The organism is Xanthomonas sp. NCPPB 3959 (genome assembly GCF_056675575.1).
Genome location: NZ_JBWWVR010000012.1, coordinates 21,748 through 45,116, shown reverse-complemented (window position 1 = coordinate 45,116; position 23,369 = coordinate 21,748). Strand labels below are relative to the sequence as shown.

Genomic DNA, 23,369 nt, shown 5'->3' with positions numbered 1-23,369 from the left:
ATGTAGGCTCGGTGGCGGCATCCATGCCGCCACACGGTCCCGCAATCGGCGAGGACACCGCACCAGAAAGTTGGTCGGTCGTTTGATGAAAGCCTGCCGTTGATCGCGTTGCGTTTTGCGTTGTGAAGCTGATCGGCCGCAGCGTTATCCGAACAACGCACCTGATGCATTGCTTGCACCATGCACACCGACCATCTCGACTGGTCCTTGCCCGCCCACCGTCGCGGGACCTTATGCGGCATGGATGCCGCATAAGAGCCTACACGGACGTACTTGCGGCGTGTCCTGCGATGGTGGGCGGGCAAGGGCCCTGCAGCCAAGCCGCAGATCAACCGCTCTACAACTGATCTATCCGCACTCTCCATGCGTTTACAAGACACCCGAAATTTCGAGTCGTAGCGTTATGAGATGCAGTCACAAGCTAGTTAGTCGAGCGCGCGGTGCCCTCACCGCTCGCGGGACACGCCGCAAGTACGTCCATGTAGGCTCGGTGGCGGCATCCATGCCGCCACACGGTCCCGCAAGCGGCGGGGACACCGCACCAGAAAGTTGGTCGGTCGTTTGATGAAAGCCTGCCTGTTGATCGCGTTGCGTTTTGCGTTGCGAAGCTGATCGGCCGCAGCGTTATCCGAACAACGCACCTGATTCATTGCTTGCAACATGCACACCGACCATCTCCACTGGTCATTGCCCGCCCACCGTCGCGGGACCTTACGCGGCATGGATGCCGCGTAAGAGCCTACACGGACGTACTTGCGGCGTGTCCCGCGATGGTGGGCGGGCAAGGGCCCTGCAGCAAACCCTCAGATCAACCGCTCTGTAACTGATCTATCCGCACTCTCCATGCGTTCAAGACAACCGAGATTTCGAGTCGTAGCGTCATGAGATGCAGTCACAAGCTAGTTAGTCGAGCGCGCGGTGCCCTCACCGCGCCAGAGAGTTCGCTGATTGCTTTGTTGAAAGCCATGCACACCGACACTCTCGACCGGTCCTTGCCCGCCCACCGTCGCGGGACCTTTGGCGGCATGGATGCCGCCAGCGGCTGGCGCCTTGAGCGAGATCAGAACTTCCAGGAAACGGTCAGCTCCACATCGCGTGGGTCGCCGTAGATCAGCTGGCTCTGATAGACGATGTTGGCGTAGTACTTGCGGTCGAACAGATTGCGCAAGTTGAGCTGCGCCGACCATGCCTGATTGATGTCGTAGCGCGCCATCGCGTTGGCCAGCAGCACGCTGCCCTGGGTCAACCGCTGCGTGGCGCCCTGTGGCCCGGACATCAATTCGTGAATGGCCGACTGCCAACTTAGACCACCACCAACGCGCCATGGGCCGGTTTGCCAACTGGTGAACAGCGTCGCTTCGCGACGCGGACTGGTTGGATTCACGTCGACGCCGCTGGCGTCGTTGGCATCGAACTGGGCAAAGCCGAACGCGATGCGCCATTGCTCCGAAAGCTGGCCATCGAGCTGGAATTCCACGCCCTGGCTGACTGTGCCTTTGGCAGCGAGATAAGCCTGATCGGTGGTGCCGGGCACCAACTGGCCGGGGTCGTTGACGGCGAGGTTGTCCTGCTCAATGCGGAACAGCGCCAACGCCGCATTGAGTTGGCCGCCGAGGTATTCGCCCTTCGCGCCGATCTCGTAGCTGTTGCCTTCCAGCGGTTCGATATACCGCCCGCTACGGTCGCGATTGCTCTGCGGTTTGAAGATGCCGGTGTAGCTGGCGTAGAGCGAATGGTGATCATCCACATCGAAGATCAGGCCGGCGTACGGCGCGGTGCGGCCGCGGCGTTCGTACGAGTTGGCCGGTACCAGTTGGTCGGTGTTCTTCCAGTCGGTGATGCGTGCGCCGACGATGGCCTTGAGCGCATCGGTCAGGCTGAAACGGCCGGCAGCGTAGGCGGCAACCTGGCGCACATCGCGCTCTTCGCCTTTGGTCAGCGGCGTCCACTCCGGCTGCGCCATGCGGCCGGTCCAGGCGTACACGCTTTCGGCGCTCAGCGGTTGCAGTGGTGCGTTGGACCAGCTGCGCAGGTTGCGATTCATCCAGGTGGCGCCGGCCACCAGTTCGTGCTCGCGGCCCCACAGCATAAGCGGCACCGTGGCGTAGGCATCCAGACTGTTCTGCGCGCTCAAGGTGGGATAGCGGCCACCAAAGTTGCTGGCAAGGCCCAGGCCGGTGTCGCGGTCCGGATAATCGAGATAGCCGAACAGCACCGATTTCCAATCGGCCTCGAAACGCTGATGCGAATACTCCACATGCAGCTGCGCACCGTTGTCGAAGCGATGGGTCAGGCCGGCGAAGGCATTGGTGGTGTCGGCCACGCCACGCGCCCAGCGCGGAGTGAACGAATCCGAGCGCGCAAAATCCGTGCGGCTGCCATCGCTGAAGTACGCCGGCACGCCGCCCCAGGTGGTGCCGCGACCGTCGTTGCGCTGCTTGTTGACGCCGATATAGCCACTGGTGGCATCGCTGAAATCGGCATCGACAATGCCGTAGAACAGCGACGATTGCTTGCTGTAGTAATCGCGGAACGACTGCTTGTCTTCGTAACTGGTCACCACCCGTCCGCGCACGTTGCCTGCCGTGTTCAATGGCGATTGCAGGTCCACGGTGCCGCGATAGCGGTCCCAGCGCCCCGCAGACAGATCCACGCGGCCGGTGAACACGTCGCTGTCGGCATGCTTGCGCACCAGATCAATCGACGCGGCCGGGCTGCCCGCACCGGAGGTCAGCCCGTTGGCACCGCGGATGATTTCCACACGGTCGTAAATCGCCATGTTCTGCTGCACATCGCCGCTGTAATCGGTGGGGATGCCGTCGATGCGGTAGTAGTCCACTTCGAAGCCGCGCGCGTTGATATAGGTACGCTCGGTATCCCAGGTCGGTGAGTTGAAACCGGCCACGGTGTCGGTGACGTCCTGCAGCGATTGCAGATTGCGGTCGACGATCTGCTGGCGCGTCACCACCACCACCGATTGCGGCGTTTCGCGCAGCGAGAGTTGCAGCTTGGTCGAACTGCGCGCGACATCGGCGGTGTAGGAGTCAGTGCCCTCGGTGGCAGCGCCGCGATGCGCGTGGATCTGCATGCGGTCCAGGTCGACCGGATCGCGCGTGCTCGACTGCGCCAGCGCAGACAACGGCCATGCGCAGGCCAGCGCCAGCAATGAATGCGACAGGCGAGCGTTCAACAAACAGATATCCGCACGCACAACAGCGCGCGCAGGAGCAATGCGGTAAGACATGGTGTCAGCCTCATGAGCGAAACATTGCCGTCCGGGACGGCCGCTGAGGCTGGCGTCATGCATGCCATCGAAAGGCACGCACCATTTGCTGGCTGGGCGCGCATGTTCGATCCAGGTGAAAGGGCTGTCAATAGATCAGGGCACAAGGTCTGCCGCTGACGGCTGCGATTGACGTCTGTTTGTCGCAGCGGGTGATCGCAAGCCGACAGACCGGCGGCGACGCCGCGACCGGCACATGGGCCTGCGCACGCGTCACATCCGGCGCTGTGCCAGCTGCATCCTGACGCAGCTGACAGAGCGCAGCGAGCGGCCTCAGGCGGGCATGCACGGCACAATCAGCACGACGTGCCGGCATCGAAGGACTAAGCACCGGGCGCGCCTCGCGGTGAACGCAGCCACTTTGCCGGGAACCTTCAGTCCGGACGCCGCCCAACTAACCCACGCTCCCGCATCGCCTCCAGCACGCCACGCAGGATGGTCAGGTTGTGGCCGTGCGCGGCACCTTCGTGCAGCAGCACGATCGCGCCGGGGCGCAGGTCGCGCACGATGCGGGCGATGGTGGCGTCCGGCTCGCAATGCACGCCGTCGAAGCCGCGCGCGCTCCAGGCCACACGGGTCAGGCCGTGCGCACGTAGCGGCGAGGCGACGAAGGGGTTGGTCATGCCCACCACCGAGCGGTACAGCCGTGGCGCCTGCCCGGTGATGGTGGCCAGCACGCGCTGCGCCTGGCCGATTTCCTGCGCCATGCGGCGTGGCCCCAGCGCCCAGAACCAGGCCTGCGGATGGGTGTGGCTGTGGTTGCCGATACCATGCCCGCGACGCACGATCTCGCGCACCAGCTCAGGTCGCTGCTCGGCGCGTGCGCCGACCACGAAGAAGGTGGCCTTGGCATCGTAGGCGTCCAGCAATTCCAGCATCGCCGGGGTGTCGTCGGAGGGGCCATCGTCGATGGTCAGCCACACCTGCGGCGCGTGTCCGGGCAGGCGTGCCAGTACCGGCGCATACAGGCGCGCGCGCGGCAGGAATACCGGCACCACGAACAGCGCGTGCGACAGCAACAGCGCCGGCACGCCCCAGATCCAGCCCAGGTGCCACCACAACAGCGCCACTGCGGCCTGCGAGAGCGCCAGCAGGCCAAGCCAGCGGTAAGGATGTGAGGGAATGCGATACAGCGTTTGCAGCGTGGTCATACCGCATGATGCCACGCGGCGTAGAATGGTCCGCCTCCACGATCTGACCGAAGTGCTGCCATGTCCCTCGATCCCGCCCTGCGTTCCCGTATCGATACGCTGCTGCAATCCAGCCGCGTGGTGCTCTTCATGAAAGGCCAGCCCAGCATGCCGCAGTGCGGTTTCTCGGCCAAGGCGGTCGGCGTGCTGGACGGCCTGGGCATCGACTATGCCCACGTCAACGTGCTGGCCGACCAGGACATCCGCGAAGGCATCAAGGCCTATGGCGACTGGCCGACCATTCCGCAGTTGTACGTGGATGGCGAGTTGGTCGGCGGCAGCGACATCATCCTGCAGATGGCCGACAGCGGCGAGTTGAGCAGCATGCTCGGCCTGCAGGCGCCAGACCGGACTCCGCCCAAGATCACCGTCACCCCGGCGGCGGTCGAGATGCTCAAGGGCGCGCTGGCCGATGCGCCGGACGCCTCGCTGACGCTGTCCATCGACGCCGACTTCCAGCCGAACTTCCAGCTGGCGCCGACCAACCCGAATGCGATCGCGGCCGAATCCAACGGCCTGCGCGTGCAGTTCGATCTGGCCAGCGCGCGGCGCGCCGACGGCATCACCATCGACTGGGTGGACGATATCCGCGGCCGCGGCCTGGCCATCGACAACCCCAACGCGCCCAAGCCGGTGCAGGAGTTGTCGGTGCGCGATGCCGACGACCGTCTCAAAGCCGGCACGCTGACCCTGGTGGACGTGCGCCCGGCCGACGAGCGTGCGCTGGCTTCGGTTGCCGCCCCGTTCCGCACGCTGGACGCGCACGAGCGTGCCGCCATCGAGCAGTTGCCCCAGGACACCCCGCTGGCGTTCCTGTGCCACCGCGGCGACCGCAGCCTGCAGGCCGCCGAGCACTTCCGCAGCCTGGGCTTCAGCAACGTCTACAACGTCACCGGCGGCATCGATGCGTGGTCGGACCAGGTGGACAACGGCGTGGCGAAGTACTGAGCACCACGACCGATCGCGCAGCAGTGGTGACGTAGCTGTTGATTCACCTGTGCGTGCTGTTGCTGTCTCGGTTTAGAGCTGTGGTGTTCCATCGAGGGGAGAGGGCGCGGTGCCCTCGCCGCTCACGGGACACGCCGTGAATCCGTCCGTGGAGGCTCGGTGGCGGCATCCATGCCTCCACACGGTCCCGCAATCAGCGAGGACACCGCACCAGACAGTTTGCCGGTTGTTTTATTGAAAACCCTGCACACCGACCATCTCGACTGGTCCTTGCCCGCCCACCGTCGCGGGACCTTACGCGGCATGGATGCCGCGTAAGAGCCTACATGGACGTACTTGCGGCGTGTCCCGCGAGGGTGAGCGGGCAAGGGCCCTGCAGTGAAATAACAGCCCTAGGGACGCTGTAACTTAAACAGCGCCGAGAAACCCGCCGCCGCGCCTCAACCGGAAAATCCACCGTCATCGAGAAACTGCCGTTCTTCCGCAGTGCTCTCACGTCCCAGCACCGCATTGCGATGCGGAAACCGCCCGAAGCGCTGGATGATCTGCTGGTGATGCACCGCCCAGTGCGTGGTTTCGGCATCGTCCAACGCAGTGATCAGCTGCACCGCGCGCACCTGCTCCTGCAGATCTTCCGCATGCCCGAACGGCAAGTAGAAGAACAGCCGCAATTGCGCGGAGACCTGTCGATCGAAACCGCTGGCGAGCGCCTGCTTGGCATGCTGCAGCGCCAGGCCGTCGGTGGCATAGGAATGCGCGCTGCCGCGGAAGGCGTTACGCGGGAACTGATCGAGCAGGATCAGCAAGGCCAATGCATCTTCGGCACCTTCCATCCAGTGCGCATACTCGCCGCGAGCGGCCGCAAAGTGCTGCTCGCTGAAATGCTGGCGGAAGTTGGCATCGAAGGCATCGTTGTGGGTGAACCAGCGGGCCGGGCCGGCCAGTTCCCAGAAAGCCAACACCACATCGGCCTGTTTGTTGCGCTCTGATTTGGCAATCATCGACGTTTCCCCTGACGAATACGGCACAGCATGCACGCGCGCATGTGATGAGCCCGCCGCCACCGAGAGCGCAGCACTTGGCAAGCACGCCGCCGGCCGCTAGGTTTGCTGCTGACGTTTTCGTTGCACCGGGGAAATCCATGCGTTCCATCCTGTTCGCCGCGCTGGGCGCGGCTGTGCTGTGCGGGCCTGCGTCTGCGGCATCGCGGTTCGTGCAAGACCCATATCCCAGCACCTATCACGCGCTCGCCTCCGGGCCGGTGCTGATCCAGCACGCCACGGTCCTCACCGGCACCGGGCAGCGCCTGGACGATGCCGACGTGCTGCTGCGCGACGGCAAGGTGTCTGCGGTCGGGCGCGGGCTGGAGGCGCCGGCCGATGCACGTCGCATCGACGGCACCGGCAAGTGGGTCACGCCCGGCATCATCGACGTGCACTCGCATCTGGGCGTGTATCCCAGCCCCGGCGTCAGCGCGCACAGCGATGGCAACGAGATGACCGCACCGGTGACGCCCAATGTCTGGGCCGAGCATTCGATCTGGCCGCAGGACCCGGGCTTCGGCACCGCGCTGGCCGGTGGCATCACCTCGCTGCAGATTCTGCCGGGCTCGGCCAATCTGATCGGCGGGCGCGGCGTCACGCTCAAGAACGTGGCGTCCACCACCTACCAGGGCATGAAATTCCCCGGCGCGCCCTGGGGCCTGAAGATGGCCTGTGGCGAGAACCCCAAGCGTGTGTATGGCGAAAAAGGCGGCCCGGCGACCCGCATGGGCAACGTGGCCGGTTATCGCGCCGCGTTCATCGATGCGGCCGAGTACCTGCGCAAGAACGCGCCGAAAAAGAACAGTGAGAAAAAACGCCACTGGTGGAGCCGCGGCGGCGACAACGACAGCAGCGGCGATGCCGGCGGCAAGCGCGATCTCAAGCTCGACACGCTGGCCGGCGCCATCAACGGCGACATCCGCGTGCATATCCACTGCTACCGCGCCGATGAGATGGCGACCATGCTCGATCTATCCAAGGAATTCGGCTTCCACATCGCCGCCTTCCACCACGGCGTGGAGGCCTACAAACTGGCCGACCGCCTGGCGCAGGAAAACGTCTGCGGCGCGCTGTGGGCCGATTGGTGGGGCTTCAAGATGGAAGCCTTCGACGGCATCCAGGAAAACATCGCGATGGTCGACCGCCCGGCCAACAGCTGCGCCATCGTGCATTCGGATTCGGAAGAAGGCATCCAGCGCTTGAATCAGGAAGCGGCCAAGGTGATCGCCAATGCGCGCCGCAGTGGCACGGAGATTGCGCCCGAGCGCGCGATCCGCTGGCTCACCAGCAACGCCGCCAAGGCGCTCGGCATTGAGAAGCAGACCGGCGCATTGGAGCCGGGCAAGATGGGCGATGTGGTGGTGTGGAACGGCAATCCTTTCAGTTCCTACGCGCTGGCCGAACAGGTCTACATCGACGGCGCGCAGGTCTACGACCGGCATAACCGCGCACTGCAGCCGGTGTCGGACTTCATGCTCGGCCAGGAGGTGGCACGATGAGCCGCGCGACCTTCGTTCGCCCGCGTCTGCGCGCGATCTCGGCAGTGGTCATCGCAGTGCTTGCACTGCCCGCATTCGGCCAGCAGGTGCTGATCCGTGGCGCGACCGTACATACCGCCACCACCCAAGGCACGCTGCGCAACACCGATGTGTTGGTAGAGGGCGGGGTGATCCGCGCCATCGGCAATCACCTGGCCGTACCCACCGATGGACGCGTGGTCGAGGCCAAGGGCCGTCCGCTGACCCCGGCGCTGTTCGGCGGCATCACCGAGATCGGCATCGAAGAAGTGTCCGGCGAAGACAGCACCGTGGACAGCGGCGTCAAGCTGAGCGATCAGCCGATGCGCCCGGAATTCGACGTCACTCTGCCCTACAACCCCGACTCGGTGCTGGTGCCGGTGGCGCGCGTGGAAGGCATCGGTTTCACTGCGTTGGGCGCAACCACCAGTGGTGCTTTCATCGCCGGACAAGGCGGCATCGTGCGGCTGGATGGCAGCCCCGACCCGATCGGCCCGCATGCCCTGTTTATCCGCATCGGTGCAGCCGCATCCGATCTCACCGGCAGCTCGCGTGCGGCGCAGTGGATGCTGCTCGACCAGTTGGTTGCCGAAGCGCGTGGACGCGTGCCCGCCGATTCGCCGCACGCGCTGCTGACCCCGGTCGGCCGCAACGTGCTGGCCAAGTATCTGGGCGGGCAAGGTCGCATCGTGGTGCAGGTGGAACGTGCCGCCGATATCCGCCAGTTGCTACGCTGGGCGCAGCGCGAAAAGGTCCGCATCGCCATTGCCGGCGGCACCGAAGCCTGGAAGCTCGCACCGCAGCTGGCGCAGGCCAAGGTACCGGTGCTGGTAGATGCGCTGGCAGATCTGCCATCCACCTTCGACCAGATCGGCGCAACGCTGGAAAACGCCGCACGTCTGCGCGCCGCCGGCGTGGAGGTCAGCTTCACCCAGAGCGGCGATGCCTCGCACAACGCGCGCAAGCTGCGCCAGTTGGCCGGCAATGCGGTGGCCAATGGATTACCGTGGGAATCCGGCCTGGCCGGGCTGACCCGCGTGCCGGCGGAGATCTTCGGCGTGGCCGATCGCATCGGCAGCATCGCAGTCGGCAAGCAGGCCGATCTGGTGCTGTGGGACGGCGATCCGCTGGATGTCGCCCACTATGCCGAGCAGGTATGGCTGGGTGGCCGCGACATGCCGATGCGCTCGCGCCAGACCGACCTGCGCGACCGTTACATGCAACCGGCCGGCCCGTTGCCGCGTGCGTATCTGAAGTGAGCGTGCTTGTAACGGGCGTGCTTGTCACGCGCATGTTCGTAGTGAGCATGTGTGTGATGTGCCGCACCGCTGCCCACACAGGAAGGGGGATTGCGCCGCGCGGCGCGCCTCTTGCCCAGAGCACACACGGCTGTCATCTGGCAGGCACACCCTGATGCCGATGTCTCCACGCGCACGCGTGCTGTACCTGCTGCTTGCACTCGCCGTGCTGCTGATCGAAGTGGCAATCGGCGCCGGTCGGCTCGGTGGGCCGTGGGTGCGCGGCAGCCTGGGCGATATGTTGGCAGTGATCCTGGTCTACTGCGGATTGCGCGGTGTGCTTGCGCTCTCACCGCGTTGGGCGGCGCTGCTGGCGGTGGCGACCGGGTGCGTGATCGAAGGCTTGCAGGCGATCCATCTGGCCGACCGGCTCGGCCTGCGTCCCGGCAGCGCCGCAGCTATCGCGCTCGGCAACACCGCCACCTTGCACGATCTGGCGATGTATCTGGTTGGCGGTGGCGTGGCGTACATTGGCGATGTGCTGTCATGCCGTGTCGCTGCGTCTTACGGGCGACATCCGCAGCAGTGATGCACTCCCCCGGGTCTACCGTATGTCTCGCGTTTCACCATCGGCACTGATCGAAACAGTCGCGGCCTTGCACCGGCAGACGCGGCCGATCTGCATGGCAGGGGTACCGCGGTGACCTCGCTGTTCCAGGGCAGCGGATTGCGCTCGATCGATCGCGTCGTGTTGCGCCAGGCACCCGCCAATCTGCAACGTGGCTTGGAAGCGGTGGGCGGGCGCTTGATCCTCACTGCCGATGCGCTGCACTTTCAGCCGCATGCCCTCAATATCCAGACCCAATCGTTGACCGTGCATCTGGCGCAGATCGAGGCGATGCAACTGCGCTGGACACGGTTGTTCGGCTTGCTGCCGGTTGCGCCGACCTCGCTGGTGGTTCAACTGGACGACGGTGGCGAGCATCGCTTCGTGATCGGCAAACGCGAACAGTGGGTGCTGGCGATCCAGTCGGCGCGCGACGCGCTGCACTGATGCGTGTCACCGCAGTGAAATGCAGGCAGCACCGTCCATCGGTCGCTTCGTGCCTCCAGGTTGCAGACAGAGAGCGTGACCTCCACTGCGTTTCGGCACGCCACTTCGAACAGGGCGCACGCTCTGCACGCGTGGTCATCGTGGTCGCTGTCCAGCTCGCCTAGCATCGCGCGTCGGCATCACAGCGACACCCCCACTCGGAGATCGATATGCCCCGCCCTACCCTGCGCATCCTGGCATGCGCACTGTTGTTCTACGGCAGCGTCAGCGCACCTGCCATGGCTGCCTTCGGCGTCACCCGCAGCGGTGATCGCTTCATCGTGGACACCGGCGCCCAACTGGTGTTTTCGGTAAACGCCGGCAATGGCGACATCGTGTCGATGCGTTATCGCGACAACGAGTTGCAGACCACCGAGTCCAAGGGCACGCAGCTGGCCTCGGGGTTGGGTAGCGCCAGCGTGGAGGCGCGCACGGTAGGTGGGGCGATCGTGGTCTCGGCCAAGGCCGGCGACCTGACCCAGTACTACATTGCACGCACAGGCCGCAACGCGATCTACATGGCAACGTATGCACCGACACTGTCGAAGGTCGGCGGCGAAGAGCTGCGCTTCGTCACCCGCTTGAATGTCGCCAAGCTGCCGAATGCACAGCAGGAACCCGATTCCAACGTGGGTACGCCGGTCGAGAGCGAGGATGTGTTCTTGCTGCCGGATGGACGCACCAGTTCCAAGTTCTACTCGGCACGCCGCATGATCGACGACAAGGTGCATGGGGTCAGCGGTTCGGGGGTTGCGGCGTTCATGCTGATGGGCAATCGCGAGCGCAGTTCCGGCGGGCCGTTTTTCAAGGACATCGCCACGCAAAAGACCCGCGTGACGCATGAGCTCTACAACTACATGTATTCCGACCACACCCAGACCGAGGCGTTTCGCGGCGGTTTCCACGGCGTGTACGGGCTGCTGTTCACCGATGGCGGTGCGCCCTCCAGCGCGCAACTGGATACCAGCTTTGTCGACGCCAGCCTGGGCCTGAGCGGTTATCTCGCCGATGCCGGGCGCGGTGCGGTGAGCGGCCGCGTCAGCGGCGTGTTGTCCGGCCAGCCCGCCGTGGTCGGCCTGCGCAGCGACCAGGCGCAGTACTGGGCCACGGCCAATGGCAGCGGTGACTACCAGCTTGCTGGCGTGCGCCCGGGACGCTATCGCATGACGCTCTACCAGAACGAACTGGAAGTGGCCCAACGCGATGTCGAAGTGTTTGCCAATGCGACAGCGCAAGCCGCGCTGCAGGCAGTGGCATTGGCGGGCACGCCGAAGTGGCAGATCGGCGTTGCCGATGGCACGCCCGCCGGTTTCCGGTATGCAGACCTGTTGCCGCGCGCGCATCCCTCAGACAAACGCATGAGCTGGGCACCGGTCACCTACACCGTTGGCTCCAGCAGTGTGAGCAGCTTTCCGGCGGTGCAGTGGCGCAGCATCAACACGCCGAACCGCATCGACTTCACCCTGGCGGCCAATGAAGTGCGTGGCTATCGCCTGCGTATCTTCGTGCCACTGAGCCAGGTCAGCGCGCGTCCGCAGATCAGCGTCAATGCGCGCTGGAATGGACCGCTACCGGCCACACCCAACCAACCCAAGACGCGCGGCATCACCCGTGGCACCACGCGCGGCAACAACACGCTGTACGAGGTGGATATTCCTGCCTCGGCGCTGCAGGCCGGCAGCAACCGCATCGAGATCGGTGTTGCCTCCGGATCGCCGGACGATGGCTTCCTCAGCCCGGCGTTCGTGTTCGACAGCATCCAGCTGGTGGCGATGTAAGGCACCTGCCTGCCACCCACCGCGCACAGACACGTGCGGTGGGTGGCACAGCTCAAGAACGATGACACCAACCACTGACCAGCGCGTCGAATGCACCTGACCGCTGGTTGCAATCGGCCCATACCATCCACGCGCTAGAGTCCGCGGGAGCATGCCGTTTCCAGGTGCTGGCTACGCGTAGGGCTGTTGATCGCCGCGCTTATTTGGCGGTGATCGCACCACTCAGCGACACCGAACCCATCCCGCCGGTGACTTCGAAGCCGCCCTCCACCACCTGCAGATACAACGCGTTGCTGTAACGGCCATCGCCGCCACGCAACTCCTGCAGCTTGGTCAAGAACGCCTTGACGTCCGCAGTGAGATTGCCCTTTGCCGGCAACGCATTGCTGTTGCCCGCGGTGCCATGCGGAATGAAGGTGTACACGTAATAGCCTGCAGCGGAGTTATTGCCTTCCCACAGGTCATAGGTGACGCCGCCGGAGGTGATGGCATTGGCGGTAGTCAGCGTGCCCAGCGGATAGGAATTGTTGGCGCCCCAGATCATCACTTCCAGCTGCGGATCGCCCTTGCTGGCGTCCTTGCGGAAGAACAGATCGTAGGCAAAGTCACCGGTCTGCCCGCTACCGCTGGTAGTGAACGCCACTGCGCCGCTCAGGCTGCCGATCTTGGACACCTGATGCGGAAAGTAGCTGTCGGTGGCCGGGTTCATCGTGTAGTGCCAACCGCGGCAAATGGCCGGATACCCATACAACGTTCCGCTGGGCAGGTTATAGGTCACGGTCATGCTCGGCGTACTGCCCGAGCCGAAGGTCGCCTTGATGTTGTTGTTCTTGTCGTTGAAATTATTGTTGTAGGCGTATTGCGTGCCGTAAACCTTGGTCTCGCCGGTAGCGGCGCTGGCGCTGGATGCGACCAGCACCAAGGCCAACGCCACAGCGCGCGGCAACCGGTTGGAACCAGCAGACGTCAGCGAACGGAAGCTGTTGTGCAACTGCATGGGGTGGACTCCGATGATGGATGGATAAACGTTCGTCCACCGGCGTGCAGCGCAACGCGCCGAGCGGTGAACGAACGACCATTACGCATCCGGCGCCATCGACACAGTTGCGCGACTGGCAACGGATACCCTCGCGCTGACGGGGCGAGGACGTGGCCATCCCTGCAGACCGATCACCGTGGCCCCATCCGATGCGCGACGCATGCATGCGTCGCGCACAAGACCACGTTATTGCAGATTACTGTGCGTCGAGCGTGGCGCTGACCTTGGCCCAGCCATTGCCGCGCACCACTTCAAAACCCGCTTCAACAGCATGCAGATACATGCTGTTGTTGTAGCGCCCATCCTTGGACCGGTTGGTCTGCAGCCAGGTGAGGAAGGGCTTGGCATCCACGTTGAGGCTGCCGCTGGTCTTGAGCGTGGGCTGGCCGGCCGTGCCGGTCGGGATGAAGGTGTAGACGTAGTAGCCGGCACCGGAGTTGAAGCCTTCCCACAGGTCGAAGGTGCGTCCACCGGCAGTGATCACCTTGCTCGCGGTCAGCGTGCCGATCGGCCAGGAGTTATGGTCGCCCCAGATCATCACTTCCAGCTGCGGATTGCCCTTGGCGGTATCCCAACGGAAGAAGATGTCGTAGGCAAAATCGCCAGCCAGATTGGTGCCGCCCGCGCTATAGGTGAACTTGAGCGGGATCTTGCTCAGCGAGGAAATCTGCTTCGGGAACAAGGTGTCGCTGGTCGGATTCCAGTCGTAATGCCAGCCGCGCACGATCGCCGGGTAGCCATAGAGGTTGTAGTCGGCGAAGTTAAAGGTCACGGTCAACTCCGGCGTGCTGCCGGTGCCGAAGGTGCCCTGGATGATGTTGTTGGGATCGTTGAAATTGTTCACCCACGCATAGTGGTTGCCGAAGATCTTGTAGGGCCCGGCCAGTGCCACCGGCGCGAGCGCCACCAGACCGATTGCCAATGCTGCTTTCCACCAGCGCGATGCGCGCCGCCGCGTGGTCGGCGCCTGCGCACCGGTGTGAGTGAGGGTGCTGGATTGGCTGTTGTGCATGTTGACTCTCCGTGTGGGTTCCGCGCGGCAACGCCAGTACGGCGTTGTCGAAAGCCGCCTTGCAGCGGTGGCGTCGGACCCTAGCAGTGCCGTTGTGAGCGGAGCTATAGCAATTCCGGCAGCCCTCGCTCGCCATGCACCATAACGGGTGCTATCTGGCACGCGAAGCGTGCGCGGGTCCTCAGTTTGTGTTCGTTATCGGCTGCCAGCAGGATGTATCAGTCAGAGGGCACGCAACGCCGCGATCAGGAATGGTGCAGAGCCGCATCACGCGTAGGTAGCGATTGCGCCACGCAAGCGATCGCTTGTGCATGCCTTGCGCGATGCATCTGTGGCTGCTGCCTGTCGTCACTGGCCGACGCTGCATCACGCCGATGAACGCGTCACCTTGCACCAGGACAGCGACGCGCCAGGCGATAGCCCTACGCGCCACGGCCGTTTTGCGATAGCGTTCGCACTACAGACGACGCAACAGCCGAAGGGGGCGACGATGCGCATCGGAATCGTGGTGGACAGTGCCTGCGATCTGCCGCAGGACTTCATCCAACGCAACAACGTCATCGTGCTGCCGATCAGCGTACGCATCGGCGAAGCAGTGCTGGCCGATCACCGCGATGAAGAGGCCACGCTGAGCTTCCTGCACGCGCATGTGGCCGAGCGCGGTCACGAGGCGGAGACCACACCGTTCTCGGTCAACCAGATCCGCGATCTGTTCCTGCAGCGGCTGGTCATCGACTACGACCACGTGTTCTGCCTGACCATCTCCAAGCTGCGCAGCCAGATCTTCGATAACGCCATGCAGGCCAGCTTCGCGATCCTCAACGACTACAAGCCGATCCGCCAGGCGGCCGGCCATACCTCGCCGTTCGCACTGCGCGTGATCGATACGCTCAACCTGTTCGCCGGCCAAGGCATCACCGCGGTGGAGGCGGTGCGTCTGCGCGAGCAGGGCCAGGGCGTGGCAGCGATTCGCGCCCGGCTCGAGCAGCTGGCCGAACACACTTACGGCTACATGATTCCGCGCGATCTCTATTACCTGCGTGCGCGTGCCCGCACCAAGGGCGACCGCAGTGTGGGCTTGATCAGCGCCGCGCTGGGCAGTGCGCTGGATATCAAGCCGGTGCTGCGCGCGTATCGCGGCGTCACCGAACCGGTGGCCAAGTTGAAGGGCTTCGAGCCATCCGCAGAGAAGCTGTTCGGCTTCACCGTGCGCAAGCTCCGCGAGGGCTTGATGACGCCCACCGTATGCGTAGGCTACGGCGGCGAGCTGAACGAGTTGCACGCCCTGCCCGGCTACGCCGCCTTGCAGGCCGCCTGCCAGACCCACGGTGTGGAATTGTTCGAAAGCGTGATGAGCCTGACCGGCATGGTCAACGTGGGCAAGGGCGCACTGGCAGTTGCATTTGCGGCCGAGCCGCATACGTTTTCTGCCTGAAGCAGGCTCGGTCGATGGCTTTGCAGCCAAGCGGCAGCGCTATCGCTCTGCAACTGATTCGTCTACATCGTGCAATCAGCTTACGGCTACAGAGATGATGTCGAATCGTTTAGATGTATTCAAAAGCTGAGTCATTCGAGGGCGCGGTGCCCTCACCGCTCGCGGGACACGCCGCAAGTACGTCCATGTAGGCTCGGTGGCGGCATCCATGCCGCCACACGGTCCCGCAATCGGCGAGGACACCGCACCGGGGAATTTACAGGTTGCTTTGCTGAAAACCCTGCACACCGACCATCTCGACTGGTCCTTGTCCGCCCACCGTCGCGGGACCTTACGCGGCATGGATGCCGCGTAAGAGCCTACACGGACGTACTTGCGGCGTGTCCCGCGATGGTGGGCGGGCAAAGACCCTGCGACCAAGCCGCAGATCAGTCGCTTTACACCTGACCTATCCGCACCATCCAACCACTCCAACGCAAACAGTATTTCGAGTTGTAGCGTCTTTCAGATACAGGTCAAAAGCTTGGTTCCAAGTAGAAGTGGATCGCAGAGAGCTACATGCCTGCACACCCGTCGACGGAATACTCACCGCCGCTGCACTAACGTGCGAACGTCATCCACCAGAGTCTTCGCACATGCCCGTCAGCTATTCGATCAGCCTGCCCGACCCCAAGCTCGCCCGCGGCGGCGATGCGAGCGTGAGCTTCAGCGCCCATGGTGCCGAGGCTTTTGCCGAACAGCTGCAGGCCGCCCTGCGCGACCCGGCCTGGTTCGATCGCTGGCGCCAGCTGCAGGCCGACCCGGACGCGGTGGATCCCAGCCTCGGCGTAACCGATCCCTCGGCCACGGTCATCGGCAAGCAGGGCGACCTGCGGATCGATCTGGTCGCCACCACCAGCATCCCCGGCGACCTGCTCAAACAGCGCATGCAGGCGCTGGCCGGACATCACTGGGAACTGCGCGACGTGCGTTGAAGCCCGCTGCCGCCGCGCGTAAGGCGCGGCGGCAGCTTCACTCAGGTCAGCACGTTGTCTGGCACCCGCCGAGGCCACCGCCACTTCAGATTTACCGCCAGCGTCCCGATCACGATCAATGCCAGGCCCAGCCATTGCACCGGCACCAGCGCGTGGCCGTAGAGCAGATAGTCCAGCAACAGCGTGACCAGCGGATAGACGAACGCCAGTACCGCAATCGTGGCCACATGCAGGTGACGATAGGACGAATAGAACAGCACATACACGATGCCGCTGTGGATTACGCCCAAGCCCACCAGCCACAGCCAGTGCAGGCCCGGATGCAGCGCGGCGCCACTGGAAAACCCTGCCAGCAATAAGGTGCCGACCCAGCACTGCACGGTCACCACCGCCAGCGGCCGCTCGCGGCTGATGCGGCGCGACATCAGCAACGAGGCCCCGCACAGCAATGCCGCCAGCAAGGTGAGCGCGATCCCGATCAGATAACCGCGATCGGCCGCCTGCCACAGCCGCGCCGGATCGGCCGAACAGGCCACACCGACGAATGCCAGCAACGTCCAGCCAAGATCGACACGCCGCGTGCGCTCGCCCTGCAGCAATGCGGCAAGGATCAACATCACGAACGGAAACACGTGGTAGACCATCGTCGCCACACCGATCGACGAGCGCGCCATGCCGGCGAACAACGCCACCCAGTTCAGCACCAGCAACACACCGCTGATGACCGCATCGCGCAACAGCGTACGCTCGCGCCACAGGCCGCGCAGCTGCCCACCGATCAAACCGCATACCGTCAGAAACAGCGCACCGAACAGGCAGCGGTAGAACACCGCAGTCACCGGATCCTGCCCGCTTTCGTGCACGAATACGCCCACCGACCCGATCAACACTTCGGCCACCAGCAATTGCCAGATTGCACGTCGCGCAGCGCCCGCCGAGGTCGCTTGAGCAGACAAGGACACGCTCATAGCGCAATCACTCCCTGCAGATACTGCACAGCACTGCCGCGCACGTACACATGCTGCGGCTCGACCCGGCAATCGAGTTCACCGCCGCGTACCGATGCCTGCAGCGCACGCAGCTGCGTCTTGCCAAGCGTTTGTGCCCACAGCGGCGCCAACGCGGCATGGATCGACCCGGTGACCGGATCCTCGCTACCGCCATTGGCCGGCCAGAAATAGCGCGAGACGAAGTCATGCCCGACGCCCGGCGCGGTGACCGCTACATCGCGCGGCGCCAGCGCCAACATCCGGCTCAGATCGGGCGTCACCTCACGCACCTGTCCTTCATCGGCATAGATGGCGATATACGCCTGCGCGTTTGCATAGACAGCCTGTGGCGCGATCGACAACGCCTCCGACAAGGCTTGCGGCACTACCCGCACCAGCGACGGCATCTGATTGGGGAAGCGCAGCTCGAAGGTACTCTCGGCCACCCTGGCGACCTCGATCTCACCGACGGCAGGCGCGCGCAATCGCAACGGGAATGCAGCGCCTTGATGCGTGGCAATCACCAACGCGCTGGCCAAGGTCGCATGCCCGCAGAAGCCGACTTCCTTGATCGGAGAAAACCAGCGGATGTCGAATACCCCGCTCTCGTCGCGTACGAAAAATGCGGTCTCAGACAAATTGTGTTCGCCGGCAATCGCCTGCATCAGCGACTCCGGCAGCCATTCCTGCAACGGCACGACAGCTGCAGGATTGCCCTTGAAACGCACCGTGGTAAACGCATCGACGATAAACACAGGAAGCAGCACGGCCCAACCTCACAGAAGAGAAGACACACCTGGCGCACTCACCGGGCACAGCCAGTCTGCAGCGCAGCACACGACCATGACAGATTCAGATACGCTGCAAATTGACCAATACAGATAAAGGGCGCCCGTACATGCTCCTGTACGAATCGCTGGCCACCCAGCTGCGGCAGCAGATCGAAGGCGGCACCCTGCGTGCCGGCGAGCGCCTGCCCTCGATTCGGCAACTAGCTGCCAATCACGGCATCAGCACGGCAACGGCAGTGCAGGCCTGCCTGCAACTGGAACGCGAAGGACGCGTGCAGGCGCGGCCGCGCTCCGGCTACTTCGTGCGCACCACCGCCTCTGCATTGCCTGTCGCAGCACCGGCAACGCGGCGGCGCAAACCCGGCATGGTCGACAACCCGGCCTTGCAGCGCGTGCTCGATACCCTGGCGCGTACCGACCTGCTGCCGTTGCACACCGCCACTCCCGCACCGGCGTTGTTGCCGGCTGCGCACTTGGCCGCCGCCCTGTCGCGTCAGTTGCGGCGCCAACGCACAACCGCACTGGACTACGCACCGCCACAAGGCCACGCCGTACTACGCAGGCAAATCGCACAGCGTTACGCACACTGCGCAACCACCGTAGCCGCGGAAGAAGTGGTGATCACCGCCGGCGCGATGGAAGCGATCAGCCTGGCACTGCGCACACTCACCGCACCGGGCGATGTGGTGCTGGTGGAAACACCCACCTACCACGGCATCCTGCAGGCGGTGGCCGCGTTACGACTCAAGGTGCTGGAAGTCCCCAACCGCGCCGGCCATGGTATCGATGTGGCACGCCTGGACGCGCTGCTGCAACGCACGCCGGTACGCGCGGCGGTGCTGGTGCCCAACTTCAACAATCCCAACGGCAGCCTCACCCCCGACAGTGCCAAGCGCGCACTGCTCGACAGCTGCGCGCACCACGGCACCGTGGTGATCGAAGACGATATCTACGGCGAACTGGATTGGTCGGGCCAGCGCCCTCGCCCGCTACGCCACTTCGACACGCATGCCAACGTGATCACCTGCGGCTCGTTTTCCAAGGTGCTGTCGCCGGGACTGCGCGTGGGGTGGTTGCTGGGCGGCGACTGGACCGACGCATTGGTGCGCGCCAAATACTTTTCCACCGTCGGCAGCGCCAGCCTGCCGCAACTGGCGCTGGCCGATTATCTGGCGCAACACGATCTGGAACGGCATCTGCGCAAACTACGCCGCACCCTGGCCGACAACGGCCAACGCTTGCGCGATGCGATCGTGCGGCATTGGCCTGAGAGCACGCGGGTGGGCGACCCGGCCGGCGGACTCTCGCTGTGGCTGCAATTGCCCGATGGCGGCAGCGGCCAAGCATTGTTCGAAGCCGCATTGGCCGAAGGTATCGGCACCTCGCCGGGCCATCTGTACTCCAGCCGCGGCGACTACGCCGATCACCTGCGGCTGACCTGCGGCCAGCCGTGGAGCGACATGCTGGAACGCGCGATGCGGCGATTGGGCAGGCTTGCGACGCAGGTGGCGCGGTAGCTTCGTCGTGGGCATCAACTTTTGAATTGGCGTTGGCGTCAGCTGTTGCTGTTGCTGTTGCTGTTGAACAACAACAACGATGTCGCCAGCATCTACTCGACGCGAACTTTCAGATGCGCAATGACGAGCCCCTCTCCCCACGGGAGAGGGGTTGGGGTGAGGGTACTGGGCGAAGCCAACCTGCACCCAAACTTCACCAGGCTTCGCCCGTACCCTCATCCGCCCCGCGGGGTACCTTCTCCCGAGGGGAGAAGGGAAATCAGCTCGGCGCTTTATTCATGCCACCGGTCCAGGCAACACGGCAACGCAAGCAATGCAACGCACGCAACTGCGCGAGGTCTACTGCCACGCACACGCCACAAACTTAACAAACGCAACAAACGATTGGCTATTTCCACAATCGAGCAATCAAGCAATCACGAACGCAACGCCGCAGCATGATGCGCAATATGCTCGCCGATAAAACTCGAGATGAAGTAATAGCTATGGTCGTAACCAGGCTGCAGCCGCACCGTGACCGGATAATCAGCGGTCTTTGCAGCTTCCTCGAATAACGCAGTTTTCAACTGGTTTTCGAGAAATTCATCCGCGTCGCCCTGATCGATCAATAGCGGCAAACGCTCCTGCGTTTGTGCGATCAACGCAGTGGCGTCATACGCTTTCCACGCATCACGGTCCGGCCCCAGATACTGGCCAAACGCCTTCTCGCCCCACGGCACCTGGCTCGGCGCGACGATCGGTGAAAATGCAGACACGCTGCGATAGCGGCCCGGATTCTTCAATGCGATGGTCAAGGCGCCGTGCCCGCCCATCGAGTGGCCGCTGATCGCGCGCGCGGCGGTAGTGGCGAAGGTCGCTTCGATCAACGCCGGCAATTCGTTCACCACATAGTCGTACATGCGGTAATGCGCGGCCCATGGCTGCTCGGTGGCGTCGACATAGAAACCAGCGCCCTTGCCGATGTCGTAGCCGTCCGCGTCGGCCACCTCGTCGCCGCGCGGGCTGGTGTCGGGCGCAACCAGGATGACGCCATGCTCGGCCGCGTAACGTTGCGCGCCGGCCTTGCTGATGAAATTCTGTTCGGTGCAGGTCAGGCCGCTGAGCCAGTACAGCACCGGCAGCGGGCCATCGGCGGCCTGCGGTGGCAGATACACGCCCACCTGCATGCTGCAGTTCAAGCTCTGCGACTGGTGCCGGTAGACATCTTGCCAACCGCCGAAGCAGGCACGGTGTTCGATACGTTCCATAAGATTCCTTCGATAAAAACCTGCGGCCGACATGGATGCCGGCCGCGAGGTTGGGCGATCAGTGCAGCAGGCCCTTATGGCGTGCCACATTGGCCGCCAATGCATCCATCAATCCCGGCGACAGGCAGTCGTACGGGGTCAAGCCGAGCTCGTTGAGGCGCGCGCGTACGCCGTCCATGTCATCCGGCGGCGTGCCGGTTTCGATGATGGAGGACACGAACGCCGCAAAGCCCGGCGGCGACCAGCCCGACTGCTGCGACAACTCGGTATGGATAAAGTCCAGACCATAAAACGCATGGTCCTTGTTCTCGATGCGGCCAATCATATGCACGCCGCAAGCGGTACAGGCGTGGCGCTGGATCGCCGCGCTTTCGTCGACGATCTTGAGCTTCTCCGCATGCGCGGTGACCGTGACCTTGTCGCGCGGCACCACTGCAATCACCGAAAAGGTCGCGCCTTCCGGCTTCCAGCATTTACTGCAACCGCAGGCGTGGTTATGCGCGGTCTGCGCACCCACTTCCACGGTCACCTTGTCGCTGGCGCAATGACATTCAAGGGTTCCCCCCTGAAAGCTTTCTGCACCTCCACGCGCAACACCACTGTCTACCGAAGGATGAATCGAGACGCTGGTCATCATGCCCCTCCCGGAGTATCGGGTACCACGTGCGCGGAAGCGGCCGCGCGCCGATCCTGGCCGTACGGTCAGAAGTGAATCACGGTGCGGATCGACTTGCCTTCGTGCATCAGGTGGAAGGCCTCGTTGATCTCTTCCAGCGGCATGGTGTGGGTGATGAACGGGTCCAGATCGATCTCGCCCTTCATCGATTGCTCCACCATGCCCGGCAATTGGGTACGTCCCTTGACGCCGCCGAAGGCCGAGCCGCGCCACACGCGCCCTGTCACCAGCTGGAACGGACGGGTGCTGATTTCCTGGCCTGCGCCAGCCACACCAATGATGACGCTCTCGCCCCAGCCCTTGTGGCAACACTCCAGCGCCGACCGCATCACGTTGACGTTGCCGATGCACTCGAAACTGAAGTCCACGCCGCCATCGGTCAACTCGACGATGACCTCCTGGATCGGCTTGTCGTAGTCCTTGGGGTTGATGCAATCGGTGGCGCCCATGCTGCGTGCCAGATCGAACTTGCCCGGGTTGGTGTCGATGGCCAGGATGCGCCCGGCCTTGGCCTGCACCGCGCCCTGGATCACCGCCAGACCAATGCCGCCCAGGCCGAACACTGCCACGCTCTCACCCGGCTTGACCTTGGCAGTGTTGTGCACGGCACCAATACCGGTGGTGACGCCGCAACCGAGCAGGCAGACCTTTTCCAGCGGCGCTTCCGGGTTGACCACGGCCAGCGAAATCTCCGGCACCACGGTGTACTCGCTGAAGGTGCTGCAGCCCATGTAGTGATAGATCGGCTCACCGTTGTAGGAGAAGCGCGTGGTGCCGTCGGGCATCAGGCCCTTGCCCTGTGTGGCACGCACTGCCTGGCACAGATTGGTCTTGCCGGACAGGCAGAATTTGCACTTGCGGCATTCGGCGGTGTACAGCGGGATCACGTGATCGCCGACCTTGACGCTGGTGACGCCCTCGCCGATCTCTTCAACGATGCCGCCGCCTTCGTGGCCCAGCACGGACGGGAAGATGCCTTCCGGGTCGTCGCCGGACAGCGTGAACGCATCGGTGTGGCAGACGCCGGTATGGGTGATGCGGACCAGCACTTCGCCGGCCTTCGGCGGTGCGACGTCGATTTCGACGATTTCCAGCGGCTTGCCGGGTCCGAATGCAACTGCTGCACGGGATTTCATTGGATGACGCTCCTGACGATGAGATTCAAGGACGGGTGCGGCATGCGCCGACCCGGTGGGAGTTCATTTGAGGTAGGACCGGACCAGGCCGAGCAATTCCTGCACCCGCTCGGCGCGTTGCGCATCGGACGTTGCGGCATGCCCGAAATCTTCCCGGATATGCGCTTCAAGCACCTGCGACATCAGCCCATTCACGGCCCCCCGGATCGCGGCGATCTGCTGCAAGACAGGCGCGCAGTCTGCGCCTGCCTGCAGCGCCCGCTCAAGTGCATCGCACTGCCCGCGCAAGCGACGCACGCGTGCTAGCGCCCGCTTTTTCTCTTGCGGCGAATGCGGCATGACAGCTCCGATCCAAAATACTGGGGGGCAGTATATGGATTCGGACGAAAAAAGCCATGGGCGCCGGGGCGTTCTGTCGAAGATGCCGGCTGGCAACATGATGTTCGATCAACGCAGATGCGCG

At 63.9% G+C, this 23,369-nt stretch carries 20 protein-coding genes; 9 read left to right on the top strand and 11 right to left on the bottom strand.

Translation table 11 applies throughout. The annotated features are described in order from the left end of the window. Positions 1–1,060: 1,060 nt before the first annotated feature. Together AC1KVG_RS14885 and AC1KVG_RS14880 are read right to left on the bottom strand one after the other, a co-directional pair. Positions 1,061–3,244, bottom strand: coding sequence for a TonB-dependent siderophore receptor (locus tag AC1KVG_RS14885; protein WP_481094899.1), 2,184 nt, complete (start codon positions 3,242–3,244; stop codon positions 1,061–1,063). A gap of 413 nt (positions 3,245–3,657) precedes the next feature. Continuing rightward, a complete protein-coding gene (locus tag AC1KVG_RS14880) occupies positions 3,658–4,434 on the bottom strand; it encodes a polysaccharide deacetylase family protein (RefSeq protein WP_481094898.1) in 777 nt (258 codons plus the stop codon). Positions 4,435–4,494: 60 nt separating this feature from the next. On the opposite strand from AC1KVG_RS14880, the gene grxD reads away from it, so the two are divergent. Continuing rightward, positions 4,495–5,421 carry a Grx4 family monothiol glutaredoxin gene (grxD, locus tag AC1KVG_RS14875; protein WP_481094897.1) on the top strand — a complete coding sequence of 309 codons (927 nt, stop codon included), beginning with the start codon at positions 4,495–4,497 and terminating at the stop codon, positions 5,419–5,421. A 440-nt stretch (positions 5,422–5,861) separates the two neighbouring features. Here grxD and AC1KVG_RS14870 read toward each other — a convergent pair whose 3' ends face one another. Further along, a complete protein-coding gene (locus AC1KVG_RS14870; protein ID WP_481094896.1) occupies positions 5,862–6,422 on the bottom strand; it encodes a DUF924 family protein in 561 nt (186 codons plus the stop codon). 140 nt (positions 6,423–6,562) lie between these two features. On the opposite strand from AC1KVG_RS14870, the gene AC1KVG_RS14865 reads away from it, so the two are divergent. The 5 genes from AC1KVG_RS14865 (at position 6,563) to AC1KVG_RS14845 (ending at position 12,090) form a co-directional block, all read left to right on the top strand. Continuing rightward, positions 6,563–7,963: an amidohydrolase gene (locus AC1KVG_RS14865; RefSeq protein ID WP_176340430.1), complete on the top strand. Its 1,401-nt coding sequence runs from the start codon at positions 6,563–6,565 to the stop codon at positions 7,961–7,963. Next, complete coding sequence (locus tag AC1KVG_RS14860; protein WP_481094895.1) at positions 7,960–9,240, top strand: amidohydrolase family protein; 1,281 nt, start codon at positions 7,960–7,962, stop codon at positions 9,238–9,240. Before AC1KVG_RS14865 ends, AC1KVG_RS14860 begins: the two co-directional genes overlap by 4 nt. A 160-nt stretch (positions 9,241–9,400) precedes the next feature. Beyond that, positions 9,401–9,808 (top strand): ribosomal maturation YjgA family protein, encoded by a 408-nt coding sequence (locus tag AC1KVG_RS14855; protein ID WP_481094970.1) that lies wholly within the window; start codon positions 9,401–9,403, stop codon positions 9,806–9,808. 138 nt (positions 9,809–9,946) lie between these two features. Further along, on the top strand, positions 9,947–10,273 hold the full coding sequence (locus tag AC1KVG_RS14850) for a hypothetical protein (RefSeq protein ID WP_043889875.1): 327 nt from the start codon (positions 9,947–9,949) through the stop codon (positions 10,271–10,273). Between the two features lie 209 nt (positions 10,274–10,482). Then, positions 10,483–12,090, top strand: coding sequence for a rhamnogalacturonan lyase B N-terminal domain-containing protein (locus tag AC1KVG_RS14845; protein WP_481094894.1), 1,608 nt, complete (start codon positions 10,483–10,485; stop codon positions 12,088–12,090). Positions 12,091–12,289: 199 nt separating this feature from the next. On the opposite strand, the gene AC1KVG_RS14840 is transcribed toward AC1KVG_RS14845, so the two are convergent. Beyond that, entirely contained in the window at positions 12,290–13,087 is a 798-nt protein-coding gene (locus AC1KVG_RS14840) for a GH12 family glycosyl hydrolase domain-containing protein (protein WP_481094893.1), read from the bottom strand. 238 nt (positions 13,088–13,325) lie between these two features. Continuing rightward, positions 13,326–14,141: a GH12 family glycosyl hydrolase domain-containing protein gene (locus AC1KVG_RS14835; protein ID WP_255086013.1), complete on the bottom strand. Its 816-nt coding sequence runs from the start codon at positions 14,139–14,141 to the stop codon at positions 13,326–13,328. Between the two features lie 490 nt (positions 14,142–14,631). Here AC1KVG_RS14835 and AC1KVG_RS14830 point away from each other — a divergent pair, with 490 nt between their 5' ends. Both AC1KVG_RS14830 and AC1KVG_RS14825 read left to right on the top strand, forming a co-directional pair. Then, the gene (locus tag AC1KVG_RS14830) at positions 14,632–15,576 is read left to right on the top strand and encodes a DegV family protein (RefSeq protein ID WP_481094892.1); all 945 of its coding nucleotides are present in this window, start codon (positions 14,632–14,634) and stop codon (positions 15,574–15,576) included. Between the two features lie 635 nt (positions 15,577–16,211). Next, on the top strand, positions 16,212–16,550 hold the full coding sequence (locus AC1KVG_RS14825; RefSeq protein ID WP_481094891.1) for a hypothetical protein: 339 nt from the start codon (positions 16,212–16,214) through the stop codon (positions 16,548–16,550). Between the two features lie 41 nt (positions 16,551–16,591). On the opposite strand, the gene AC1KVG_RS14820 is transcribed toward AC1KVG_RS14825, so the two are convergent. Together AC1KVG_RS14820 and AC1KVG_RS14815 are read right to left on the bottom strand one after the other, a co-directional pair. Beyond that, positions 16,592–17,518 (bottom strand): DMT family transporter, encoded by a 927-nt coding sequence (locus AC1KVG_RS14820; protein ID WP_481094890.1) that lies wholly within the window; start codon positions 17,516–17,518, stop codon positions 16,592–16,594. Beyond that, positions 17,515–18,306 carry a PhzF family phenazine biosynthesis protein gene (locus AC1KVG_RS14815; protein ID WP_481094889.1) on the bottom strand — a complete coding sequence of 264 codons (792 nt, stop codon included), beginning with the start codon at positions 18,304–18,306 and terminating at the stop codon, positions 17,515–17,517. The genes AC1KVG_RS14820 and AC1KVG_RS14815 overlap by 4 nt, the downstream gene beginning before the upstream one ends. Positions 18,307–18,437: 131 nt before the next feature. Between AC1KVG_RS14815 and AC1KVG_RS14810 the strand changes: the two genes are divergently transcribed. Then, complete coding sequence (locus AC1KVG_RS14810; RefSeq protein WP_481094888.1) at positions 18,438–19,847, top strand: aminotransferase-like domain-containing protein; 1,410 nt, start codon at positions 18,438–18,440, stop codon at positions 19,845–19,847. Positions 19,848–20,263: 416 nt separating this feature from the next. Here AC1KVG_RS14810 and fghA read toward each other — a convergent pair whose 3' ends face one another. From fghA to AC1KVG_RS14790, 4 genes are all read right to left on the bottom strand, one after another. Continuing rightward, complete coding sequence (gene fghA, locus AC1KVG_RS14805) at positions 20,264–21,094, bottom strand: S-formylglutathione hydrolase (RefSeq protein ID WP_481094887.1); 831 nt, start codon at positions 21,092–21,094, stop codon at positions 20,264–20,266. A gap of 58 nt (positions 21,095–21,152) precedes the next feature. Then, a complete protein-coding gene (gfa, locus tag AC1KVG_RS14800) occupies positions 21,153–21,728 on the bottom strand; it encodes an S-(hydroxymethyl)glutathione synthase (RefSeq protein ID WP_481094886.1) in 576 nt (191 codons plus the stop codon). Between the two features lie 68 nt (positions 21,729–21,796). Further along, positions 21,797–22,906 (bottom strand): S-(hydroxymethyl)glutathione dehydrogenase/class III alcohol dehydrogenase, encoded by a 1,110-nt coding sequence (locus AC1KVG_RS14795; protein WP_006451640.1) that lies wholly within the window; start codon positions 22,904–22,906, stop codon positions 21,797–21,799. A gap of 63 nt (positions 22,907–22,969) precedes the next feature. Then, complete coding sequence (locus AC1KVG_RS14790; RefSeq protein ID WP_023905100.1) at positions 22,970–23,245, bottom strand: metal/formaldehyde-sensitive transcriptional repressor; 276 nt, start codon at positions 23,243–23,245, stop codon at positions 22,970–22,972. Positions 23,246–23,369 lie beyond the last annotated feature (124 nt).

Bases quoted from the DNA above. Each gene is read 5' to 3' on its own strand.
- AC1KVG_RS14885 (WP_481094899.1), bottom strand. From the start codon at position 3,244: ATGTCTTACCGCATTGCTCCTGCGCGCGCTGTTGTGCGTGCGGATATC.
- AC1KVG_RS14880 (WP_481094898.1), bottom strand. From the start codon at position 4,434: ATGACCACGCTGCAAACGCTGTATCGCATTCCCTCACATCCTTACCGC.
- grxD (WP_481094897.1), top strand. From the start codon at position 4,495: ATGTCCCTCGATCCCGCCCTGCGTTCCCGTATCGATACGCTGCTGCAA.
- AC1KVG_RS14870 (WP_481094896.1), bottom strand. From the start codon at position 6,422: ATGATTGCCAAATCAGAGCGCAACAAACAGGCCGATGTGGTGTTGGCT.
- AC1KVG_RS14865 (WP_176340430.1), top strand. From the start codon at position 6,563: ATGCGTTCCATCCTGTTCGCCGCGCTGGGCGCGGCTGTGCTGTGCGGG.
- AC1KVG_RS14860 (WP_481094895.1), top strand. From the start codon at position 7,960: ATGAGCCGCGCGACCTTCGTTCGCCCGCGTCTGCGCGCGATCTCGGCA.
- AC1KVG_RS14855 (WP_481094970.1), top strand. From the start codon at position 9,401: ATGTCTCCACGCGCACGCGTGCTGTACCTGCTGCTTGCACTCGCCGTG.
- AC1KVG_RS14845 (WP_481094894.1), top strand. From the start codon at position 10,483: ATGCCCCGCCCTACCCTGCGCATCCTGGCATGCGCACTGTTGTTCTAC.
- AC1KVG_RS14840 (WP_481094893.1), bottom strand. From the start codon at position 13,087: ATGCAGTTGCACAACAGCTTCCGTTCGCTGACGTCTGCTGGTTCCAAC.
- AC1KVG_RS14835 (WP_255086013.1), bottom strand. From the start codon at position 14,141: ATGCACAACAGCCAATCCAGCACCCTCACTCACACCGGTGCGCAGGCG.
- AC1KVG_RS14830 (WP_481094892.1), top strand. From the start codon at position 14,632: ATGCGCATCGGAATCGTGGTGGACAGTGCCTGCGATCTGCCGCAGGAC.
- AC1KVG_RS14825 (WP_481094891.1), top strand. From the start codon at position 16,212: ATGCCCGTCAGCTATTCGATCAGCCTGCCCGACCCCAAGCTCGCCCGC.
- AC1KVG_RS14820 (WP_481094890.1), bottom strand. From the start codon at position 17,518: ATGAGCGTGTCCTTGTCTGCTCAAGCGACCTCGGCGGGCGCTGCGCGA.
- AC1KVG_RS14810 (WP_481094888.1), top strand. From the start codon at position 18,438: ATGCTCCTGTACGAATCGCTGGCCACCCAGCTGCGGCAGCAGATCGAA.
- fghA (WP_481094887.1), bottom strand. From the start codon at position 21,094: ATGGAACGTATCGAACACCGTGCCTGCTTCGGCGGTTGGCAAGATGTC.
- gfa (WP_481094886.1), bottom strand. From the start codon at position 21,728: ATGACCAGCGTCTCGATTCATCCTTCGGTAGACAGTGGTGTTGCGCGT.
- AC1KVG_RS14795 (WP_006451640.1), bottom strand. From the start codon at position 22,906: ATGAAATCCCGTGCAGCAGTTGCATTCGGACCCGGCAAGCCGCTGGAA.
- AC1KVG_RS14790 (WP_023905100.1), bottom strand. From the start codon at position 23,245: ATGCCGCATTCGCCGCAAGAGAAAAAGCGGGCGCTAGCACGCGTGCGT.